Annotated in this window: 22 protein-coding genes; 11 read left to right on the top strand and 11 right to left on the bottom strand. The window is 68.0% G+C overall.

All coding sequences use genetic code 11. From position 1 onward, the window contains the following. Window positions 1–16: 16 nt before the first annotated feature. The 4 genes from ABMA10_RS04510 to ABMA10_RS04495 form a co-directional block, all read right to left on the bottom strand. Complete coding sequence (locus tag ABMA10_RS04510) at window positions 17–883, bottom strand: ATP-binding cassette domain-containing protein (RefSeq protein ID WP_347867278.1); 867 nt, start codon at window positions 881–883, stop codon at window positions 17–19. After that, on the bottom strand, window positions 880–2709 hold the full coding sequence (locus tag ABMA10_RS04505; protein ID WP_347867279.1) for a dipeptide/oligopeptide/nickel ABC transporter permease/ATP-binding protein: 1830 nt from the start codon (window positions 2707–2709) through the stop codon (window positions 880–882). Before ABMA10_RS04505 ends, ABMA10_RS04510 begins: the two co-directional genes overlap by 4 nt. Further along, window positions 2706–3647, bottom strand: a complete 942-nt coding sequence (locus ABMA10_RS04500) for an ABC transporter permease (protein ID WP_431031250.1) — start codon at window positions 3645–3647, stop codon at window positions 2706–2708. Before ABMA10_RS04500 ends, ABMA10_RS04505 begins: the two co-directional genes overlap by 4 nt. A 63-nt stretch (window positions 3648–3710) precedes the next feature. Beyond that, window positions 3711–5264, bottom strand: a complete 1554-nt coding sequence (locus ABMA10_RS04495; RefSeq protein WP_431031249.1) for an ABC transporter substrate-binding protein — start codon at window positions 5262–5264, stop codon at window positions 3711–3713. 200 nt (window positions 5265–5464) lie between these two features. Between ABMA10_RS04495 and ABMA10_RS04490 the strand changes: the two genes are divergently transcribed. The 4 genes from ABMA10_RS04490 to ABMA10_RS04475 are packed head-to-tail and all read left to right on the top strand — an operon-like array spanning window position 5465 to window position 7928. After that, the gene (locus ABMA10_RS04490; protein ID WP_347867282.1) at window positions 5465–6061 is read left to right on the top strand and encodes a PadR family transcriptional regulator; all 597 of its coding nucleotides are present in this window, start codon (window positions 5465–5467) and stop codon (window positions 6059–6061) included. Continuing rightward, window positions 6054–7175 (top strand): formylglycine-generating enzyme family protein, encoded by a 1122-nt coding sequence (locus ABMA10_RS04485; protein WP_414693621.1) that lies wholly within the window; start codon window positions 6054–6056, stop codon window positions 7173–7175. The genes ABMA10_RS04490 and ABMA10_RS04485 overlap by 8 nt, the downstream gene beginning before the upstream one ends. Beyond that, a complete protein-coding gene (locus ABMA10_RS04480; protein ID WP_347867283.1) occupies window positions 7172–7540 on the top strand; it encodes a YidH family protein in 369 nt (122 codons plus the stop codon). The genes ABMA10_RS04485 and ABMA10_RS04480 overlap by 4 nt, the downstream gene beginning before the upstream one ends. Before the next feature lie 13 nt (window positions 7541–7553). Further along, a complete protein-coding gene (locus tag ABMA10_RS04475; RefSeq protein WP_347867284.1) occupies window positions 7554–7928 on the top strand; it encodes a DUF202 domain-containing protein in 375 nt (124 codons plus the stop codon). On the opposite strand, the gene ABMA10_RS04470 is transcribed toward ABMA10_RS04475, so the two are convergent. Both ABMA10_RS04470 and ABMA10_RS04465 read right to left on the bottom strand, forming a co-directional pair. Then, window positions 7925–8371 (bottom strand): 6,7-dimethyl-8-ribityllumazine synthase, encoded by a 447-nt coding sequence (locus ABMA10_RS04470; RefSeq protein WP_347867285.1) that lies wholly within the window; start codon window positions 8369–8371, stop codon window positions 7925–7927. The genes ABMA10_RS04475 and ABMA10_RS04470 overlap by 4 nt on opposite strands. 16 nt (window positions 8372–8387) lie before the next feature. Next, window positions 8388–9599 carry an MFS transporter gene (locus ABMA10_RS04465; RefSeq protein WP_347867286.1) on the bottom strand — a complete coding sequence of 404 codons (1212 nt, stop codon included), beginning with the start codon at window positions 9597–9599 and terminating at the stop codon, window positions 8388–8390. A gap of 194 nt (window positions 9600–9793) precedes the next feature. Between ABMA10_RS04465 and ABMA10_RS04460 the strand changes: the two genes are divergently transcribed. Together ABMA10_RS04460 and ABMA10_RS04455 are read left to right on the top strand one after the other, a co-directional pair. After that, entirely contained in the window at window positions 9794–11062 is a 1269-nt protein-coding gene (locus ABMA10_RS04460) for an ammonium transporter (RefSeq protein ID WP_347867287.1), read from the top strand. A 181-nt stretch (window positions 11063–11243) separates the two neighbouring features. Beyond that, complete coding sequence (locus ABMA10_RS04455) at window positions 11244–12122, top strand: hypothetical protein (RefSeq protein WP_347867288.1); 879 nt, start codon at window positions 11244–11246, stop codon at window positions 12120–12122. A gap of 117 nt (window positions 12123–12239) precedes the next feature. Here the strand turns inward: ABMA10_RS04455 and ABMA10_RS04450 are convergent, their stop codons facing one another. Further along, the gene (locus ABMA10_RS04450) at window positions 12240–12872 is read right to left on the bottom strand and encodes a M15 family metallopeptidase (RefSeq protein ID WP_347867289.1); all 633 of its coding nucleotides are present in this window, start codon (window positions 12870–12872) and stop codon (window positions 12240–12242) included. A 198-nt stretch (window positions 12873–13070) separates the two neighbouring features. Here ABMA10_RS04450 and ABMA10_RS04445 point away from each other — a divergent pair, with 198 nt between their 5' ends. Next, window positions 13071–13757, top strand: a complete 687-nt coding sequence (locus tag ABMA10_RS04445) for a response regulator transcription factor (protein WP_347867290.1) — start codon at window positions 13071–13073, stop codon at window positions 13755–13757. Next, window positions 13754–14905, top strand: a complete 1152-nt coding sequence (locus ABMA10_RS04440) for a sensor histidine kinase (RefSeq protein ID WP_347867291.1) — start codon at window positions 13754–13756, stop codon at window positions 14903–14905. The genes ABMA10_RS04445 and ABMA10_RS04440 overlap by 4 nt, the downstream gene beginning before the upstream one ends. A gap of 55 nt (window positions 14906–14960) precedes the next feature. On the opposite strand, the gene ABMA10_RS04435 is transcribed toward ABMA10_RS04440, so the two are convergent. Beyond that, window positions 14961–15401 (bottom strand): hypothetical protein, encoded by a 441-nt coding sequence (locus ABMA10_RS04435; RefSeq protein WP_347867292.1) that lies wholly within the window; start codon window positions 15399–15401, stop codon window positions 14961–14963. A gap of 151 nt (window positions 15402–15552) precedes the next feature. Between ABMA10_RS04435 and ABMA10_RS04430 the strand changes: the two genes are divergently transcribed. Then, window positions 15553–16563 (top strand): hypothetical protein, encoded by a 1011-nt coding sequence (locus ABMA10_RS04430; RefSeq protein WP_347867293.1) that lies wholly within the window; start codon window positions 15553–15555, stop codon window positions 16561–16563. A 92-nt stretch (window positions 16564–16655) separates the two neighbouring features. On the opposite strand, the gene ABMA10_RS04425 is transcribed toward ABMA10_RS04430, so the two are convergent. After that, entirely contained in the window at window positions 16656–17087 is a 432-nt protein-coding gene (locus ABMA10_RS04425; protein ID WP_347867294.1) for a hypothetical protein, read from the bottom strand. Continuing rightward, a complete protein-coding gene (locus tag ABMA10_RS04420; RefSeq protein ID WP_414693623.1) occupies window positions 16991–17242 on the bottom strand; it encodes a TetR family transcriptional regulator in 252 nt (83 codons plus the stop codon). The genes ABMA10_RS04425 and ABMA10_RS04420 overlap by 97 nt, the downstream gene beginning before the upstream one ends. A gap of 101 nt (window positions 17243–17343) precedes the next feature. On the opposite strand from ABMA10_RS04420, the gene ABMA10_RS04415 reads away from it, so the two are divergent. Together ABMA10_RS04415 and ABMA10_RS04410 are read left to right on the top strand one after the other, a co-directional pair. After that, a complete protein-coding gene (locus ABMA10_RS04415) occupies window positions 17344–18135 on the top strand; it encodes an NAD(P)H-dependent oxidoreductase (RefSeq protein WP_347867295.1) in 792 nt (263 codons plus the stop codon). An 86-nt stretch (window positions 18136–18221) separates the two neighbouring features. Then, the gene (locus ABMA10_RS04410) at window positions 18222–19067 is read left to right on the top strand and encodes a hypothetical protein (RefSeq protein ID WP_347867296.1); all 846 of its coding nucleotides are present in this window, start codon (window positions 18222–18224) and stop codon (window positions 19065–19067) included. An 80-nt stretch (window positions 19068–19147) separates the two neighbouring features. On the opposite strand, the gene fdhA is transcribed toward ABMA10_RS04410, so the two are convergent. Next, window positions 19148–20368: a formaldehyde dehydrogenase, glutathione-independent gene (fdhA, locus tag ABMA10_RS04405; RefSeq protein ID WP_431031248.1), complete on the bottom strand. Its 1221-nt coding sequence runs from the start codon at window positions 20366–20368 to the stop codon at window positions 19148–19150. Window positions 20369–20383 lie beyond the last annotated feature (15 nt).

Genomic DNA, 20383 nt, shown 5'->3' with positions numbered 1-20383 from the left:
TAACGGGTGCTGGTGGTCAGACGGCGACGGAGACGGTGGCCGTGGTGTCGCGATGCTGCGCGGCGAGCAGCGCATGACGATCGCGCCGACGCTGGGCCTGAAGCCTTGGGTTCGGGACGGGTGCCGCGAGGAAGAGCCGCTGCGTGTACGGGTGCTCCGGCATCGTGGTCACCTGCTCGGCCTCACCCCACTCGACGATCTCGCCGTGGTACATGACCGCGACCCGGCTGCTCAGGTGGCGCACGACGGCGAGGTCGTGCGACACGAACAAGTACGCGACACCCGTGCGCTTTTGGATCTCGGTGAAGAGTTCCAACACCCGGGCCTGCGTCGACAGGTCGAGCGCTGAGACGGGTTCGTCGCACACGATGAGCCTCGGCTCGAGCGCGAGGGCACGAGCGATCGCGACGCGCTGACGCTGGCCACCACTGAACTCGCGAGGCAGGCGCTCCCCCGCGTTGCTCGGCAGCCGCACCTCGTCGAGCAGGTGCCGCACGCGGGCACGGGCGTCCCTGACGGACACGTCACGCACGGTGAGCGGCTCCATAAGGATCTGCTCGATCGTCATCGACGGGTTGAGCGAGGTGTACGGGTCCTGGAACACGACCTGGATCTCGTTGCCGAGCGCCCGGCGGGCCTTCGGCGTGAGGCTCGCGATGTTGCGGCCGTCGTAGGAGATCGACCCACCGGTGACGGGCGCGAGGCCCAGCAGCGCCCGGCCGAGCGTGGTCTTGCCGGAGCCCGACTCGCCGACGAGCCCGACGGTCTCACCGGCCTTGATGTCGAGAGAGACGCCCTTCAGCGCACGGAACGGCTGCTTGCGGAACCCCTTCACCGGGTATTCGACGACGAGGTCCTTGATTTCGACGAACGATTCGCTCATTGGAGTGCTCCTTCCGGGGCCGGACGCTGCTCAGAGTCCGGGACGACCGATTCCACCGGGTCCAGGTCCTCCAGCACCGCGTCGAAGAGTGACTGTGTGTACGGGTGCTCAGGGTGTTCGAAGATCTCCTCGACGGCGCCCGTCTCCACGATGCGGCCGGCGCGCATGACCGACACGGTGTCGCAGATATCGGCGACGACGCCGAAGTTGTGGGTCACGAGGATCATGCCCATGTTCAGCTCGTTCTGGAGGCTGCGGAGCAGGTCGAGGACATCGGCCTGGACGGTGACGTCGAGAGCGGTGGTCGGCTCGTCCGCGATGAGGAGGTCCGGCTGGCAGGAGACGGCGCCGGCGATGAGGACGCGCTGGGCCATGCCGCCGGACACCTCGTGCGGGTAGGCCGCGAAGGTGCGCTCCGGGTTCGGGATGCCGACCCGACGCAGCAGTTCGACCGCCCGCGCCTTAGCCTCAGCCTTGCCGATGCCGAGCTTCTGACGCATCGGCTGGACGAGCTGGAAGCCGATCGTGAAGGATGCGTCGAGGTTCGACATGGGCTCCTGCGGGATGTACGCGATCTTCAGACCGCGGAGGCCGTTCATCTCGGTGGGCGACAGCGCCGCGAGGTCGTTGCCCTCGAACTCGATGGCGCCGGCGACGATGCGACCGCCGTCTGGGAGGAGTCGCAAGACCGACCAGGCGGTCTGCGTCTTGCCGGAGCCCGACTCGCCGATGAGGCCGTGGACCTCGCCGCGGTGGACCGTGAGCGACACGTCTTCGACGACCGTCTTGACCGTGCCGTCGTCCTGGCCGTAGCCGACCGCGAGGTGCTTCACGTCGAGGAGCACCTCGGCGTCTGCGAAGCGCAGATCGGTGCCGTGGTCGACGACCGGCTCTGAGGCGATCGTCGGCATCATCAGCGTGGTGCGACGACGAGCCTTGCGACCTGAACCGCTGCGCTCGAGCGTGTCGCGAAGCGCGTTGGCCAGCAACACGAGCGAGATGCACGTGAAGCCGATCATGAGGCTCGGCCAGAGCATGAGGACAGGGCTCGTGTAGATGTTCGAGAAGCCCTCGTTGAGCATGCTGCCCCAGCTGGCCAGCGACAGGTCGCCGAGCCCGAGGAACTCGAGGCCGGACTGGATCGCGATCGCGACGCCCGTGATGAACGAGGCCTGCACGAGGGCCGGACCGCGCACGACGGTGAGGATGTGACGGGCGATGATCCGGGCGTCGCTGAGACCGGCGACCCGGGCGGCGTCCACATAGAGCTCGTCGCGGACGGCCGACACCGTCGAGTAGACGAGCCGGTAGAACGCCGGCGACAACAGGATGCCGAAGATGGCCATCGACGTCCACATGGACGGGCCGAGGACGGCGCGCGCTGCGAGCAGCACGACGATGCCCGGCAGGGCCTGGACGAGTCCGACGACCCAGGCCGAGGTGCCCTCGAACCACTTGCCGTAGTACCCGGCGATGAGGCCCCCGGTCACACCGACGGCGGCGGCGACCACGAGGGCGAGCGCGGCTCCCGCGATACTGAAGCGCGTCGCGTACAGCAGGCGGGACAGCACGTCGCGGCCGGCGCTGTCGGTGCCGAGTAGGTGTTCCGGGGTGATCGGGCCCAACACGTCCGCGGCCGAAGCGGTCGTCGGGCTGTACGGCGCGAGCATCGGTCCGAAGATCGCGACAAGGGCGACGAGCGCGAGGAAGGATAGCGACGCGATCGCGATCGGCTTCTGCAACAGGCGGCGAAGCAGCGAGCGGGACGAACGCCGCTTGGCGGCCTCGATCTCAGGCGTGAGATCGGCGGCGAACTGATCGATCATGAGAGACGCACCTTCGGGTTGAGCCAGCCTTGCGCGAGGTCGACGAAGAGGTTGAGGATGACGACGAGGATCGCGGTGGCGATCACGAGGCCCATCACAAGCGGGATGTCGCCCTGCGAGGTGGCGGTCACCGCGACCTGACCCATTCCGGGGATCGCGAAGATCTGCTCGATGATCACTGCGCCGCCCAGGAGGCCGACGAAGTGCACGCCGAGGACTGCGAGACCTGGGCCCGCAGCGTTGCGGAGGACGTGCTGCATGACGACCGTGCGGCGGTTGAGGCCACGGCTCTGCAGCGTCCTCACATAGTCCTGGCGCAGTGCGTCGAGCATCGAACCACGGATCTGTTGGCTGACGCCCGCGATACCGCCGAGAGAGAGGGCGATGACGGGAAGGGTGATGGAGCTCAGCCACCCGCTGAACGAATCGGTCAACTGCACGAAGCCCGTCGGCTTGAACCAGCCGAGGTTGATCGCAAAGACGATGACGAGTCCGAGCGCGATGAGGAAGGCGGGGATTGCCGTGCCGAGGAGGGAGACCACCTGGACCAGACCGTCGATCCAGCCGCGGCGGGTGGCGGCCAGGACACCGAGGGCGACGGAGACGACCGCGATGAGGACCGTCGCGCCGAGCACGAGGGAGAGGGTGACGGCGAGGCGGCTGAGGATGGCATCGGACACCGGCTGGCTCGTGAACCACGAAGTGCCGAAGTCCCCTTGGAAGACGCCGGACGCCCAGGTGCCGAACTGCACGGCGAGGGGCTGGTCGAGTCCGAGTTCACTGGCCTTCTGGGCGACCGTCGCAGGCGAGGCGTCCTCACCGAGCAGACGACGGGCAATGTCGCCGCCACCCGCATACAGGAGGAGGAACGCGATCACACTGATGGTGACCACGAGTACGACGCCGGAGAGCAGGCGTCGCAGGATGAAGGAGAGCATGGGGACGTCCTTAAGGGATGTCCGGGAGGGCCGAGGATGAGCTCGGCCCTCCCGGAACCGGGGTCACTGCTTGGGAGTGAAGTTCCAGAGGTACGGGTATGCGTTGCCCGTCTGCGTCTCGACCGTGGTCGTGGCGTCGGTCGCGTAGGTCTGCTGCGGGCGATACCACGGGGCGAACCAGGCCTGGTCGACGATGTACTCGTTGAGCTCCTGCGCGGCCTTCGCGGCATCCTCCTCGGAGCCCGACTGGATGACCGTGCCGAGTTCGGCGACCTTCGGGTCATCGGTTCGGAACGGGTTCCAGCCTGCCGTCGGGAGGAGGTCGAGGGTCATCGTCTCCCAGCTGGTCGGCGCGGCCTTCAACTGCATGACGCTGCTCGCGTACTTCGCGGCGAGGAGGTCTCCGAGGAAGCTGGTCGGTGCCACGTTGACATTCTCGACCGTGATGCCGACGTCCCCCAGGTACTGCTGAACCAGGGCGTAGGTGGCCGGGGTGAATCCCGAGGACTGCGGCATCGTCAAGGTGATGTCTCCTGCGCCATAACCGGCCTCCGACAGGAGGTCCTTCGCCTTCTCCGGGTCGTAGGCGTAGTGCTCGTCCAGATCCTTCACGTAGCCGGTCGAGTCGGGCGAGAAGATCGAGGAGGTCACATCGCCGTAGCCCTGGCCGACGGCCTTGAGCATCGCCTCGCGGTCGAAGGCGTAGTTGATGGCCTGACGGACACGCACGTCGCCGAGCGCCGCAGTGTTGGTGCCTGCGCGGTCGAACAGCAAGAGGCCGAAGAAGTTCAGCTGCTGGCCGTTGGCGGTGAAGCCGGATGCCTCCGCCTGGGTGATGGTGGAGTTGTCGGAGAGGGGTGCGCCGTTGATCTGGCCACCCTTGATCGCGTTGATAACCGCAGTGGGGGTCGTGTACACGTTCATGACGACCTTGGCGTAGTGCTGCTGCTCAGGTGCCCAGTAGTCGGGGTTCTTCGTGAACACGTAGGTGGAACCGACGACGGTCGTCTTCGGGTCGAACAGGTAGGGTCCGGACCCGACCGGATTCGTCTGCTCGGTCTCGGATCCGAAGCTCGACGGCGCCTGTTGGAGGCCCGGGTTCTGCGTGAGGAAGGCGAGGAGCGAGGGGTTGGGGGCGCTCAGCGTGATCTCGAGGGTGGTAGCGTCGACGGCCTTCGCGTCGGCAAGCGTGGCCAGGTAGGCCTTCTGGGGCGAGGTGCCGTCGCGGAAGCGCACGAGGTTCTGCGCCGCCGCGTCAGCGTCGAACATCGTCCCGTCACTGAACTGCACATCGTCACGGAGCTTCATGGTGAGGACCGTGTTGTCGTCGTTGTACGACCACTCGGTCGCGAGCCAAGGCACGACGGTGCCATCCGGTTCGGCGTGCAGGAGGGTGTCGTAGACGGCCTGCATGTAAGGCGACTCGTTGGCCCACGGCGCCTTGTCTGCGGCGAAGGTGGTCGACGCGACGATGGTGCCGATGGTGAGGGTGCCGTCGCCCGAAGCGGCGGGACCGGTGGAGGAGGAGCCCGAGCCGGAGCATCCTGAGAGTGCGAGTGCGACGATCGTCGCTGCTGCAGCAGCAACGACGATGCGCTTCCTGAAGTTGAACATCATTGTCTCTTCCGGTGATGTGCGGTCCACCATGGACCGACCTTGCGGAGAACGTAACAGGATTTGAACCAGGATTCTACAAGTTGAGTAGAAAGTTATCGACTTGTGGAATGGTTGCTACGATCGATGCAGCCACGGACACGCCATTGACGGATGCGGCGATCTAGGCTTGACACACCTCGACATGAGCAAAGGAGCCACCCATGAAGCTGGAGCATCTGCTGCTCGGGATCCTGCTTGTGAAACCACGCACCGGCTACGATCTGTCCCGCTACATGGAGATGGACGGGGTCTTCATGCGGCCGCGCACTCAGATGAGCCAGGTGTACCGCTCGCTCTCGCAGCTCGCAGCTCGCGGCCTCGTCGACTTCACTGTGAGCGTCCGACCTGGCGCCCAGGATGCGAAGATCTACCAGGTGACGCCCGCCGGCAGCACCGCTTTCATGACGTGGCTCGCGACCACGTACGAACCCACCGTCGAGCAGGTCAACTACGAGTTCCGGGCTCGTCTCTTCTTCTCCGGGTTCCTGGGCGAGGAGGCACTCCTCGACCTCATAACCGTCGAGATCGATGCCCGGCAGCGACAGATCGCCAAGTACCGCTACCGAGACCGCACGATCGAGGTCGACCCGGACGGCGCATTCGACCTCGATCTCATCTCCGCCGTCGAGGACTTCCAGCATGAGACCGGCGCAGCGACGATGGACCTCCTGGTCGCCAGGTTGCTCGAGCTCCGCGAACTCGTCCGCTCCCGGATGACACGACAGGAGCTGAGCGATGCGATCGCCACGCGTGCCTGACCCCCACGCTCGAACGGGCGCAGCTGCCCTGCAGCACGGCGAGGACGTATCGACCCCGACCGACGGCTCCTGCTGCGCGCCGAGTGGTCGGTCTGCGTTCATCGGCGGCATCGGCGCGGGCGGTGGCGCACGTGACCTGGTCCCGATCGTCGCGCTCGGAGAGACTGACCAGGCTCCCCAGATCGTCCCCGGCCACACCATCGAGCAGGCGCAGGTGCCCGCGCAGACGTTCCGGATGGGCGATGCGACCGGCGACGGACAGCCCACCGACGGGGAAGCACCCGTACATGCCGTGAGCGTCGACGCGTTCTCGATCGACACGACCAGCGTCACCAACGACGACTTCGCGGTCTTCGTCGCAGCCTCCGGGTATCGCACGGAAGCGGAGACGTTCGGCTACTCGGCCGTCTTCCACCTCGCGCTGCAGGCGCCAGAGGCAGACATCGTCGGGCAGCCGCCCGGCACACCGTGGTGGCTCGGCGTGACAGGAGCCGACTGGCAGCACCCGAACGGTCGCGACTCCTCGCTCGACGGCCTTGGCGACCACCCCGCGGTGCACATCAGCTGGAACGACGCCCAAGCGTACTGCGCCTGGGCAGGCCGCACCCTGCCGACGGAGGCGCAGTGGGAGGCGGCGTCCCGAGGCGGACTCGACGGCGCCCGCTTCCCGTGGGGCGACGAACGCGACGGCGACGGCGACCGCTCCGACGACTGGCGGATGAACATCTGGCAGGGCACCTTCCCCACGGTCAACACCCTCGACGACGGGTGGCTCACCACGGCTCCCGTGCGCAGCTTCACGCCGAACGCCTACGGCCTCTGGCAGACCGTCGGCAACGTGTGGGAGTGGTGCGCCGACTGGTACGACCCGCGCTCGTACACCGCCGACTTCACCGCGGCCGTCGACGGGGCTCCAACACACGAGCCGCAGGGCGCGGCAGCCGGTGCCGGTCGAGTGCTCCGCGGCGGCTCCTACCTCTGCCACGACTCCTACTGCAACCGCTACCGGAACGCCGCACGCTCCTCCAACACCCCTGACTCCTCGATGGGCAACGCCGGCTTCCGGACCGTCTCGCGCCGAGCCGACGCTCGCCGAGCGGACAGCGACGTATGAGCGGCGGGCGACGCCGGTTCCCGGACTCCGTCTACCGGCACGGCTCCGAACCGGACGCGCGCTTCAGCCTCGCCAACGAGCGCACCTACCTCGCCTGGGTGCGCACATCGCTCGCGCTCCTCGCCGGCGGCGTCGCCCTCGAAGCGCTCGGCCTCGGCCTGCACCCTGGCCTCCGGCTGGCAGCCTCACTGATGCTGATCCTCGCCGGCATCGCAACGCCCATCCAGGCGTGGATCGGTTGGATGCGCACCGAACGCGCCCTCCGCCTCGACACCCCGCTCCCCTCCGCGGTCCTCGCGCTCCCGGTCGGCGCTGTCGTCGTCGCAGTCGGTGTCCTCGTGTTCCTCGCCGTCATCCTCGCCTGAGGCGGCCGCCATCGTGAGCGACGCACACCGCGACCCCGACCGCGGCGCGAGGCCGTTCGACGCCGGACTGCAACCCGAACGCACCGCCCTCGCCTGGCGTCGCACCGGGCTCGCGATCGTTGCCGGCTCGCTCATCGCGATGCGCATCCTGCCCGAGATCCTCGGCGTCTGGGTGCTCATCCCGGCGGGGCTCGGCACGATCGTCTCGATCGGCGTCGTCATCGCCGCCCATCGTCGCTATCTGGCGCAGCACCGGAGGCTCACCACAGCCGACACCGACCGCATCGCCCTTCCCGACGGACGGCTGCCTGCCGTCGTCGCCGGCCTCACGCTCCTCGGCGGCATCGCGGCGCTCGGCATCGCCCTCCCCCTCTCAGTGAGGGGTTAGTCCTTCGTGACCGGGTAGTGGACCAGGGTCTGGGCGACGGCGCGGGCGGATTCAGCACCCTTGCGGACGAAGTGCTCGCGGAAGAAGCCGATGTGCTCGTCCGTCGGCTGGAACTGGTGAGGTGTGAGGCTCACGGAGAAGGTCGGGACGCCTGTCGTGAGCTGCGCCTGCATCAGCCCGCTGACGACCGCGTCGGCCACGAAATCGTGTCGGTAGATGCCTCCGTCGACGACGAGCGCCGCGGCGACGATCGCGTCGAAGCGGCCGGTCGATCCGAGGGTCTGCGCGAGCAACGGCAGCTCGTAGGCACCCGGGACGTCGAAGACGGTGATCTCCCACCCGCTGCCTGAACGCTCGACCTCGGCACGGAAGCCGTCGAGGGCCCGATCGACGATGTCTGCGTGCCACTGCGCTTTGAGGAACGCGATCCGAGTTGTCTGCATGACTGACATCTTAGACTCAGACGTCCTGGGTGCGGGACGTCCGGAGCGGGACGAGCATCGTCGCTGCGAGCACGACGGCCACCATGACGATGCAGCTCAACCCGTTCCAGCCCCAAGCGGTGAAGGCGAAGCCCGTCGCCCAGCCGAGCAACGAGGAACCGGCGTAGTAGGAGAGGTTGTAGAGCGCCGACGCCTGGTTGCGGCCGCTCACGGCGAGGTCGGGCGCCCAGGCTGAGGCGACAGCGTGGATGACGAAAAACCCGGCCGTCGCGATCACCAGGCCGAGCAGGATCACCGGCAGCGCGTCGATCATCGTCACCGCGACGCCGACGATCATCAGGGCGGCGCCGAACAGCACGGTCCGGACCCGTCCGAAGCGGTTCGTCAGTCCACCGGCTCGTGACGAGGACCATGTGCCCGCGAGGTACGCGATGAACAGGAGACTGATGATGCCGGGTGCCAGCAGGTACGGCGGGGCAGCGAGTCGGAACCCGAGGTAGTTGTAGATCGACACGAAGCATCCCATCGACAGGAAGGCGATGGCGTAGATCGCCCGCTGGCCAGGGGTCGCGAGATGCATCCGGATCGCCGACCAGCCCTGCCCCGGTGGCGTGCCGAATGCTCGACGGGATCGTGGAAGGAGCAGCACGAACCCGAGCGTTGCGAGCGCGCACATCGACATCACCGCGAGGACACCCACCCGCCAGCCGGCGAACTCACCGATGGGCCCGGCGATGAGGCGTCCGCTCAGGCCGCCGATCGTCGTCCCGGAGATGTAGACCGCGGCAGCACCGAGATGATGCGGTCGCTCGACCGAGCCGAGGATGAAGGTGACCGCGATCGCCGGGACGCCCGCGAGGCACAGTCCCTCCACGAAACGCAGGGCGATGAACGCGTGGACGTCGGGGATCAGCGGGCCGGCGAACCCCGGCGCGACGGCGGCGGCCAGCGCGATGACGAGCGAACGACGGCTCCCGAGCCGGTCCGCGAGGAACGACCACGGGATGACCCCGATCGCGACGCCGAGGGTGGTCGCCGAGACCGTCAGTGCGGCCACGGACGCCGACACCTGCGCATCGACGGCGATCTCCGTCAGCACGCCCTGCGTCGAGTACAACTGCGCGAACGTCGCGACGCCCGCGAGGAACATGGCGACGAGCAGCCGACGATAGGCGCGTTCCGACGGATGGATCAGCGCCTCGGGGATGTCGAGCGCGCCACGGACCATGCCCTCAGCCTAGGTCTCGTCGCTGTCCCGGCCTGCTCCCGGCCTGCTCCCGGCCTGCGCCAGGCAGCCCGTGACGGTGTCGGTCGAGTGTTCACACGCCCGAAACACGGCGACAGGGCAGACGAAACACACCGCTGGCACGCTAGGCGCACCCGACGCTCACCGCTGCGTCCACTGCAGAGAGGCACCCTCGAATGGATCAAGGAAACACCGCGTTCATCCTGTTGTGCGCAGCACTCGTCCTCCTCATGACACCGGGACTCGCCTTCTTCTACGGTGGTCTGGTCAAGGCGAAGAGCGTCATCAGCATGATGATGATGAGTTTCGGCGCCCTCGGCCTCATCGGAGTCCTCTGGGTGCTCTACGGGTACGCGATCGCGTTCCCCGCCGCTGAGGGCACCGTGGCCCCCTGGGCGATCGACGTCTCCAACATCGGTCTGACCGCCGCTCTCGAGACCCCGGAGGGTGCCGCGTACCCGCCGCTCGCGTTCGTCGCGTTCCAGGCCACGTTCGCGATCATCACCGTCGCGCTCGTCTCCGGAGCAATCGCCGACCGTGCGAAGTTCGGCTCCTGGCTCATCTTCGCCGGCATCTGGGCGACGGTCGTCTACTTCCCCGTCGCCAGCTGGGTCTTCAACTTCGGACTCGACGATGACGGCAGCTTCGCCTACGGCGGCTGGATCACCCACGGCCTGCAGGACGTCTTCGGCGTCGGCGTCATCGACTTCGCCGGTGGTACCGCAGTCCACATCAACGCCGGAGCGGCGGCCCTCGCCCTCGCCCTCGTGCTGGGTCGACGCGTCGGGTTCAAGAAGGGCGCGCACGTCCCCCACAACCCGCCGTTCGTCCTCCTCGGTGCCGGGCTGCTGTGGTTCGGCTGGTTCGGCTTCAACGCCGGCTCCGAACTCGCGGCCGACGGCACGGCGGCACTGGCGTTCGTCAACACGATCGCAGCACCCGCCGCAGCGCTCCTCGCGTGGCTCGTCGTCGAGAAGATCAAGGACGGCAAGCCGACCTCCGTCGGCGCAGCCTCCGGTGCGGTCGCGGGTCTCGTGGCGATCACGCCGGCCTGTGGGTCCCTGCACCCGATCTGGGCCATCGTCCTCGGCCTCGTCGCCGGTGTCGTCTGCGCCCTCGCGATCGAGCTGAAGTTCAAGCTGGGCTTCGACGACTCGCTCGACGTCGTCGGCATCCACCTCGTCGGCGGCATGATCGGAACCCTCTACCTCGGGTTCTTCGCGAACGGCACCGGCCTCTTCATGGGCGGCGACGGTTCGCAGCTGCTCGTCCAGGCGATCGCCGCGTTCTCCGTCCTGATCTACTCCTTCGTGCTCGCCTTCATCATCGGCTTCGCGATCGAGAAGACGATCGGCTTCCGCATCAAGAACGAGGACGAGGTCGCCGGCATCGACACGGCCGTGCACGGCGAGGAAGGCTACGTGCTCCTCGACTCGAAGGCCTGACCGACAGCATCCGGGGGCGGTGCATCGCCCAGCCCTGCATCGCCCACCCCAGAGTCGCCCAGACCGCATGACATCCTCCGGGATCCCTGCGGCTGGGCGACTCTGCTGTGTCGGCGATGCTGACCGACCACCCCCGATAACCCCCACTCAGCTGACCGACCACTTAAAGGATGAAGCCGTCGTGATCGATGATCTACGACGGCTTCCGAAACCCCAGATCGGCTCAACGCCGGGGGACTATGTCATTGATAGTACGCTCCAAATCATGATCCCTCAACCCCGCTTGTCCGAGCAGCAAGCGCTGGTGACCAGTCTGGCGAAGCCGCGCTTCCGGAGGTTTCGCGCCGTCGCTCGAGGCAGCGACAGAGAAGCCGTGCGCCTCTATCTGGTGGACGCTGAAATCGCATCCGAACTCCACGCTGCCGCCCGTATCGCCGAAGTCGCGCTCCGCGAGCACATCCACAGGGCTCTGGCCGCCACCTACGGGGATCGCTGGTTCCAAACTCATTCGGGTCTGTTCGACGAACGGACGCTCGACAGCTTCAACGAAGTCATCGAGAAGCTCGGCGCGCGCGCGGCACCCGGGAAGGTCATCGCTCAGATCATGTTCGGCACATGGGTCTCTCTCCTCGGCAAAGGCGACAAGAAGCCCGACGGGACACGCGCCAACTACAAGCGGGATCTCTGGGCAGCTTCGCTCTCCAGTCAATTCGATGTCGATCGATCGACACTGCATGCCTTGGCCATGCGAGTGAACTGGGCCAGGAACCGAATCAGTCACTGCGAACCAGTCGTGTTCGGTCTACCGATGCCCGGGCTCGGCGGGCCGAACACGCAGATCCGACGATCGCCTGCCGTGATCTTCGAAGACATCCAAGATCTCGCAGGACTCGTGAACCCGTCGCTCAGCGACTGGTTAGGAAACTGGTCGGACACGTACGCCCTGTTCCTCAGTCCGCTGGCGCAAACAGCTCTGGACGATGTCGCCCGCGACCCCAAGATCACTCTGATCAGAACGACCGACCTGAAAACCCCGCCGCCTAGAGAGGCGATAATCTGAACCCGTGCTTTGGCTCGGTAACACGCCAGCGGCACCTGCCAGATGCAGGCAACAGCGTGACGCGCACCCGAGCCTCCGGGATCCCTGCGGCTGGGCGACTCCGCCGTGTCGGCGACGTCAGCCGGCGTTCGGGAGTTGCGCGGGGCACTCGCCGCCAGGGGTCGTCGCGAGTTCGAAGTGCCAGATCTCGTTCGCGAACGTCTGGCAGAGGCCGAACTCGGCACCGTTCTCGATGAACCAGTAGTCGGCGTCGGTCGCGCCGATGTCGACCGCCGCGCCGCGGGTGTGCGCCGAACCGTCGGGGGTCGCCACATACTGCCTCGCCGCCTCCTCACTGCCGTACTCGGCGATGGCCGCGTCGCGGAGGTGCTGCTGGTACTCCATGCTGCGCCACCCGGAACTCACGTACACGGTGATGTCGTCCTGTTCGGCAGCGCGGGTCGCGTCCTGGACGGCCTGCAGGAGTGCCGGTTCAAGGTTCGCGATGCCGGCGTGATCGGTGTCGAACGCGGTCAGCTCGTTCGTCGGCAGCACGCCGTCGGATGCGCCGAAGCCGTCGTCTCCGGAGCCACCGCGGTCGGTTCCGGAGATGCCGGCGCTGATCCCCCGGCCGATCGTGTCGCCCGCTGGGCTGCAGGCGACGAGACACAGCACTCCGGCGAGCGCCGCGGCTGCCAATGCGGCGACGATGAGCGCCCGTCGCCTCGCGCGTCGGTGCGCTGCCGGTCTGGTGCTGATGGATGTCCTCACGGTGCCTCCTGGATGGGCCGTCGGCTTTCGACGACCTCGGTCCAGTCCATCGGTCCGGTCGTTGCGTGGGGGTTCGGTGATGACCACACACTTCTCCAACAGTCCGGGCCGTACGATCGGTTGACGTCCCGACCACCCCACGAAGCCACTCGGCGCAGCGACATCGGAACCTCGTCGCCGAGCCCGACCGGAGCCCCCATGCGCGTCCTGATCGCCGAAGATGAGCAGTACCTCGCCGAGAGCATCCTCGAAGGACTCCAACACGAGGGACTCGCCGCCGACCTCGTGTTCGACGGCGATGCCGCGATCGAGCGCTTGTCGGTGAACGACTACGACGTGGTCGTGCTCGATCGGGACCTGCCAGGCACGCACGGCGATGACGTCTGCCGGTGGATCGTGGCCGGGCGGCTGCCGTGCCGAGTGCTCATGCTGACGGCTGCCGCAGACCTCGACGACAAGGAGAGCGGGTTCGAGATCGGGGCTGACGACTACCTGACGAAGCCGTTCGAGCTCCGCGAACTCGTGTTGCGTCTCCGTTCCCTCGCTCGCCGGCCGGGTGCCTCGACTCCACCGGTGCTCGACTATGCGGGCGTCCGCCTCGACCCGTTCCGCCGCGAGGTGTACCGCAACGGCCGGTACGTCCGATTGGCGAAGAAGCAGTTCGCAGTCCTCGAAGTCCTGCTCGCAGCGCACGGAGGCGTCGTCAGCGCGGAGGAACTCCTCGAACGCGTGTGGGACGAGCACGCGGACCCGTTCACGACGGCCGTCCGGGTCACGATGTCGACCCTGCGCAAGGAACTCGGGGAACCCTGGATCATCCACACGGTGCCGGCGGTCGGGTACCGGGTACTGCCGCCCGGTGCTGAGACGGAAGAGCGCTCGTGAGCGGCGTCGTCCCCGCCGGACTCCGGACACCGCGCATCACCGCACGGGTGAAGCTGACGGCGACGTACGCGGCCTTCACGGTCGGTACCGGGCTCATCGCCCTCGTCGTCATCAACGTGATCGTCTGGCGGTTCCCCGCCTACCCGCTGACCGCCCCGGATGACCGCCCCGTCGGCTATGCCGTCTCCCGCGGCGAGATCCGGGACTCGCTCATCAACTACTCGGTGCTCGCCCTGCTCGCGATGGCCGCGCTCGGCATCATCGGAGGCTGGTTCGTCGCGGGCCGGGTCCTCCGGCCGCTGCAGGCGTTGAACGAGGCGATGCGCGCTGCCTCGACCGGCGCACTGGAGCACCGGATCGGGATGACGGGCACACGCGACGAGTTCCGCGACCTCGCCGACCTGTTCGATCAGATGCTGGAACGGCTCGAGCAGTCCTTCCTCACCCAGAAGCGATTCGCATCCAACGCCTCACACGAGCTGCGGACGCCGCTCGCGACGACGAAGATGCTCATCGAGGTCGCGCAGGCCGACCCGGGCGGGCGTGACATCGATCGAACGCTCGCCCGACTGCACGAGACCAACGAGCGCGGCATCGCGATCGTCGAGGCGCTCCTGCAACTCAACCGTCTCGAACGCGACGCGTTGGTGACCGAGACCGTCGATGTCGCCGACGTCGCGACCGCGGTCGAGCGTTTCAGCGCCTCGGCCGCCGAGGAGGCGCGGATCACGCTCTCGCTCGAGACGAATCCCGTCCACGTCCGCGGCAACCGGATCCTGCTCCAACAGCTGCTCACGAACCTCGTGGCGAACGGACTCCGGTACAACAGCGGCCCGGGCGGCCGGGTCGAGGTTCGCGTCGGTCACGCGGTGCGGGCGGAGCAGGGTGAGCCGACACCGGGGCAGCTCGCCCTCGTCGTCTCCAACTCGGGTGAGCAGCTGACGGGTGTCGACGTGGCGCGGTTCCTCGAACCGTTCGACCGCCAGGACGCACGCCTCGCGCGGGCCGCCGGACGGGAACGGGGCAACGGGCTCGGACTCACCCTCTGCGCCCGCATCGTCGCCCTGCACGGAGGGACCATCACGCTGACCCCGCGACCGGAAGGCGGCCTCACGGTCACCGTGCTTCTCCCCGCCGCACACGTGTGACCCGCGGAAGGCCCGGACCGACTGGTCCGGGCCTTCCGTATCCCGTGATGCCGCGCTACTGCACCGCGCACGCCCTGGCTTCATCGAACAGGTCTTCCGGGAGGTCCCAGGAGCCGTCGGCAGCGGGGTCGGGTACGTCGAAGCCCTTGTCGCGGAGGCACTGAGCCCGAAGCCGCAGCTCGTCCGAGATCTCCTCCTTGCTCGGCTGGTCCGGGTTCACCGGCGGCAGGCCGACGATGCCCTCGCAGGTGTCGTACGCGGCATTCGTCGCGTCGCTGCCGTCCAGGCTGATGGTGTTGCCGGGCGTCGGGTCTTCGACGTCGACGCCCTGGTCACGCATGCAGGAGGCCAGTTCGAGCGTGTACGCGTCGAACTCCGCCGCGTAGTCCGGAGGGCTTGCGGAGGATGACGCCGTCCCACCGGCGGAGCAGCCGGCGAGCGCGATCGTCACAGCGAGGGCGGAGAGCACGAGGGTGGGGAGGGCAGATCGACGCATGGCGTAGTTCCTTTCAGAGCGAGCGATCGGTCGTGATCGCTCCTCCATCCCATCGATCGAGGCGCGTGCTGGACGTCTGCTCATCAGCACACGCTTTCGCAACACCAGCTCCGCGCCGAGCGACTCAGCGGGGTGCGTTAGGGTCGGCGGCATGGGGAAGTACGGACGGTGGAGCACCGTGCCCGCGGTGGCGCTCCTCCTCGTGGCCGGCCTCGTCGGTTGCGTCAGTGCACCCTCCGAGAAGCCTGCCTCGTCGCCCTCCGGCCAGGCGCGACAGCCGACGTCTGCACCGATGCCGGCCTCCGCCTTCCCGGGACTCACGTGTGACGCGTTGGCTGCCGCGGCGTCGGTCGAGACCGCGCTGCGCGGAACCGTCAGCACGGAGGACCCGAGCCTCGGCGACGCACCGCTCCTCCAGGTCGGCGGTGTCGTCTGCGCGTGGAACTCGCAGAGTTCGACCGCACGGCTCGCCATCCGGATCGCTCCGGACGGCGCCGAGTACTGGTCGGCCTTCAACTCCTGGTACGAGCACACCGACTGGGCGAGCGATGTGGGCGAGATCAACGGGACGACCTGCTCGCCGGTCGAGGGCGTGTGCTCGGTCCATGCGCTGGAGCGCGAACTGTTCATCGAGGTCGATGTCGACGACACCGCCGGGGTCACGCAGGACGCGGCCGAGGCCATCGCCCGTGCAGCGCTGTCGGTCATCCCTTCGCCTGGCCAGCGTCCTGAACCGACGAGGCCGCCCGGATCGCGCTCGTGCGACGCCGCCCTCTCCGCTCCCCAGGTGGAGCGCATCCTCGGTGTCGAGCCGGGCTCCCTCGGCTACGTCAGCGCCACGACGCAGCGCTACCGCCTCGCCGAGATCGCGGGCGAGCGGGTCGGCGCCCTGGAGTGCCGTCTGCGGTCGTCGACGGCTGAGGTCCTGCGTTTTTCGATCATCCCCGGCGGCGCGTGGATGATCGGGCAGGGCACCCCGTTCGACGACGTCCGTGGCGCCGCAGGCGATCGGACTGACGCCGGGTCATTCGCACTCACGGCCGACGGGCTCACCGCGTTCGGCACCGTCGCCGACGACTGGCTGTCGGTGTCGGTGTCGCCGCCGCAGGCGCCCGTCCTCGAGCAGCTCTACGGCGAACTCGTGGCGTCCCGCCGCCGCTGAGTCGACGGACGAACCGGAGATCGGCGAGAAGCTCCCGTGCCGGTTCGGTTGGCCCTGTGGGGTGTCGCGAATTTCGTGCGTTTCCGGGCAACTCAGTGGGTGAGCGACAGGATCACGCGAGTCAGGGTCGCGCGCGCCGCGGTCGCGGTCGTCAGGTCGGAGGCGACTGCGCGAGCGAGCGCGTCTCCGGCACCCACGACGGCATGGAGGTCCGCCTCCGGCACCGACCCGGCGGGGGCGAACGGTGCGAGCGCGGCACCGCACTTGCCGGCGTAGGCCCGCACGGAGTCGCGTCGCAGCTCGTCGAGGACCGGCGATCCGCTCAGCGCGTCGACGACCCCGGCCATCTCGGCCCCCTCGGCGGCGGAGCAGTCGAGGTAGCTTCCGGCGACGATCTCGGCGACCGCGTCGAGCTGCGCCGGCGCGTTCAGGAGGGCGGCATCGAGCACGGCGTGCTGCCGCTCGTCGAACTCGCGGTACAACTCTGCGAGCAGTCCGGCACGATCGCCGAAGTGCCGGTACACGAGCGTTTGGCGACGCCGGCGCGCTCGGCCACCCGCCCCAGCGTCAATGCATCGGTGCCCTCCTCGCGGATGAGCACCCTCGCGACGTCGAGCAGCAGCGCGCGCCGTTCGCTGCCGGGAAGGCGGCGGCGCGGCGGGATCGACTCCGGTGACATCTGACCATCCTCCCCGGTTGTGTCGTCCGTACTTGCATTCCATCAAAGTTACCAGTAGTAACTTAACCACGGAAACCGCCAGACCGACCCAGAGGGCCTCGATGACCATCACCCACCAGCCCGACCCCGCGACCGCACTCTGGGTGTCAGCCCACCCGACACGCGACTCGTTCACCGGCCGTCTCATGCAGGCCGGCATCGACGAGCTCTCGCGGGAGTACACGGTCACCACCTCCGACCTCTACGCCCAGGGCTTCGACCCCAGGCTGTCGGAGCGCGACCTCGGCGCCGTGCCGGAGGGCTACCGCGGCGTCGTCGACCGCATGGGCGACGCCTCGGCCGCAGGTCTCGTGCCGGAGGATGTGCGCCAGGAACAGGCGAAGCTCGCTGCGGCGAGCCTCGTGATCCTGCAGTTCCCACTCTGGTGGTACGGGCCCCCTGCGATGCTCAAGGGCTGGTTCGACCGTGTGCTGACCAACGGCTTCGCGTACGGCGACGACGATCCGACCACCGGCATCCCCCGCCGCTACGGTGACGCGCCGCTCGCCGGGCGCCGCGCGCTCGTCATCGTCACGGCCGGCGAGGACGATCGGTCGATCGGGAGCCGCGGCATCAGCGGCGACATCGACTCACTCCTGTTCCCCATCACGCACGGTACGCTGTGGTACACCGGCATCGAGGCGCTCGAACTGCACGTGGTGCACGACGCCGATGGTCTCGACATCGACGGGATGGCGCAGGAGACCGAGCGACTCACGTCTCGCCTCCGTCACCTCGACGCCGAGTCCCCGCAGGCCTTCCGCCGCCTCAGCGACGGCGAGTACCGGGGCACCCGCGCCCTCCGAGAGGACATCCTCCCCGGCCGGACCGACCTCGGCATCCACACCCACTGAGTCACCCGCCGAGTCGCCCGGATCTGCACGATCTTCCGCCAGGACATCGCATTTCCGGGCAACTCAGTCGGGTGTACGATTCGGCCATGATCGACGTCCTGCCCCAGTTCTCGACCACGGATCGCGGCGGTCGCATGACAGCGCTCCAGCAGGGTCAGCCCATCGGCCGGATGGCGCCGCTCCTCCCCCGGGCACTCTTCGCCGCCGTGCTCTGGGCGGTGCCGAGCACGGTGCCGTTCGGCGCCATCACGAGTCTTGCCCCCAACCCGACCGTCAGCATGTTCCTCGGCCATCCGATCACCGTCGTCGCGGCCATCGCCTTGACGTTGTTCGGCGCGCTCGCCCAGACGATGCGGCTCTACGAACGGGCGATGGACTCGTTCGGCCAACCCCGAGTGGCCGGCCTGCTCGCCTCGGCGGCGGTCACCGGCGGGATCGCGCTCGGTGCCGGATTCCTCCTCGTCTGGACGCTCGCCAGCGACCCGGGCCGCACCATCGAGTTCGACGCGCTGGTGAACTCCTCGGAGATCCCGATGGAGCTCGGCATCGTGATCGGCGCAGCATCCGGCCTGTGGTGCGTCTTCTCCATCATGCGCCTGTTTCGAGCCGTCGCTCATGCCCGTCGTCGCCAGCGCACCATCGAACGGCTCCGCGTCGAGGGCAAGCGGTGCACCGGGACGCTCACCGCCGTGACCTTCTCCCACCACTGGGTGCACGACGAACCCAGATTCACGACGGAGACGAGCTTCGTGATCGACGGCGTCACGAGGAGCGTGTGCGCGAGGATGCGCACGAGTGCGGATCGGGTGCCCGTCGCCGGGTCGCCGGTGCTGGTGCTGTCCGACGACCTCGGCAACGTCCACCTCGAACTCGACGACTCCGCAGAGCTCCAGTTCGAACCGCCGGAGCGCTTCACCGCCCCCGAAGGCTGAACCATCCCCACTGAGTCGCCCGACGATGCGCGGAATCCGGCCGAGACGACGCATTTCCGGGCGGCTCAGCGGGAGGGCGCCTACTTCCCGTCGAGGTAGCCGTTCGGGTTCAGGACGAACTTCTGGGCGGCTCCCGCATCGAACTCCGCGTACCCACGCGGGGCGTCCTCGAGGCTGATCGCCGATGCGTTGACGTTGGCGGCGATGTGCACCTTGTCGTGCAGGATCGCCATCATGAGCCCGCGGTTGTACTTCATCACGGGGCACTGACCGGTGGTGAACGAGAGCGACTTCGCCCAGCCGGTGCCGAGGCTCAGGGACAGAGCGCCCTTCTTCGCGGCCTCGTCGATGCCGCCCGGGTCACCCGTCACGTACAGCCCCGGAATGCCGAGCGCTCCACCGGCAGCCGTGATGTCCATGAGGGAGTTCAGCACCGTCGCCGGAGCCTCGTGGCCGGAGTCTCCACCGTGGCCACGTGCTTCGAAACCGACGGCATCGACCGCGCAGTCCACCTCCGGCACACCGAGGATCTGCTCGATCTGCTCGGCCGGATCACCCTTGGTGAGGTCGACGGTCTCGCAGCCGAAGCTCCTGGCCGGCGCGAGCCGATCGTCGTTCATGTCGCCGACGATGACCGCAGCGGCACCCAGCAGCAGCGCACTCGTCGCAGCCGCGAGCCCCACCGGGCCGGCACCCGCGACGTAGACGGTCGATCCGACACCGACGCCCGCGGTCACCGCGCCGTGGAATCCCGTCGGGAAGATGTCCGACAGCATCGTCAGGTCCATGATCTTCTCGAGCGCCTGATCGCGGTCGGGGAACTTCAGCAGGTTCCAGTCGGCGTACGGGACGAGGACGAACTCGGCCTGGCCCCCGACCCAGCCGCCCATGTCGACGTACCCGTACGCGCTGCCCGGACGGTCCGGGTTCACGTTCAGGCAGATGCCCGTCTTGCGCTCCTTGCAGTTGCGACAGCGACCGCAGGCGATGTTGAACGGCACCGAGACGATGTCGCCGACCTTGATGAACTCGACATCGGGCCCGACCTCGACCACCTCGCCGGTGATCTCGTGGCCGAGCACGAGGTCGGCCGGAGCCGTGGTGCGTCCTCGGACCATGTGCTGGTCGGAGCCGCAGATGTTCGTCGCGACGGTCTTGAGGATGGCTCCGTGGGGGACTTTCCGGCCGACGTTGGCCGGGTTCACCCCCGGCCCGTCCTTCAGCTCGAACGAGGGGTAGTCGATGTCGATGACTTCGACGACACCAGCGGATTTGTAGGCGACAGCCCGGTTTCCTGACACGTGATCCTCCTTGAT

This window comes from Plantibacter sp. RU18 (genome assembly GCF_050613355.1).
Classification (GTDB): domain Bacteria; phylum Actinomycetota; class Actinomycetes; order Actinomycetales; family Microbacteriaceae; genus Plantibacter.
This window is presented reverse-complemented; position numbering and strand designations above follow the sequence as displayed.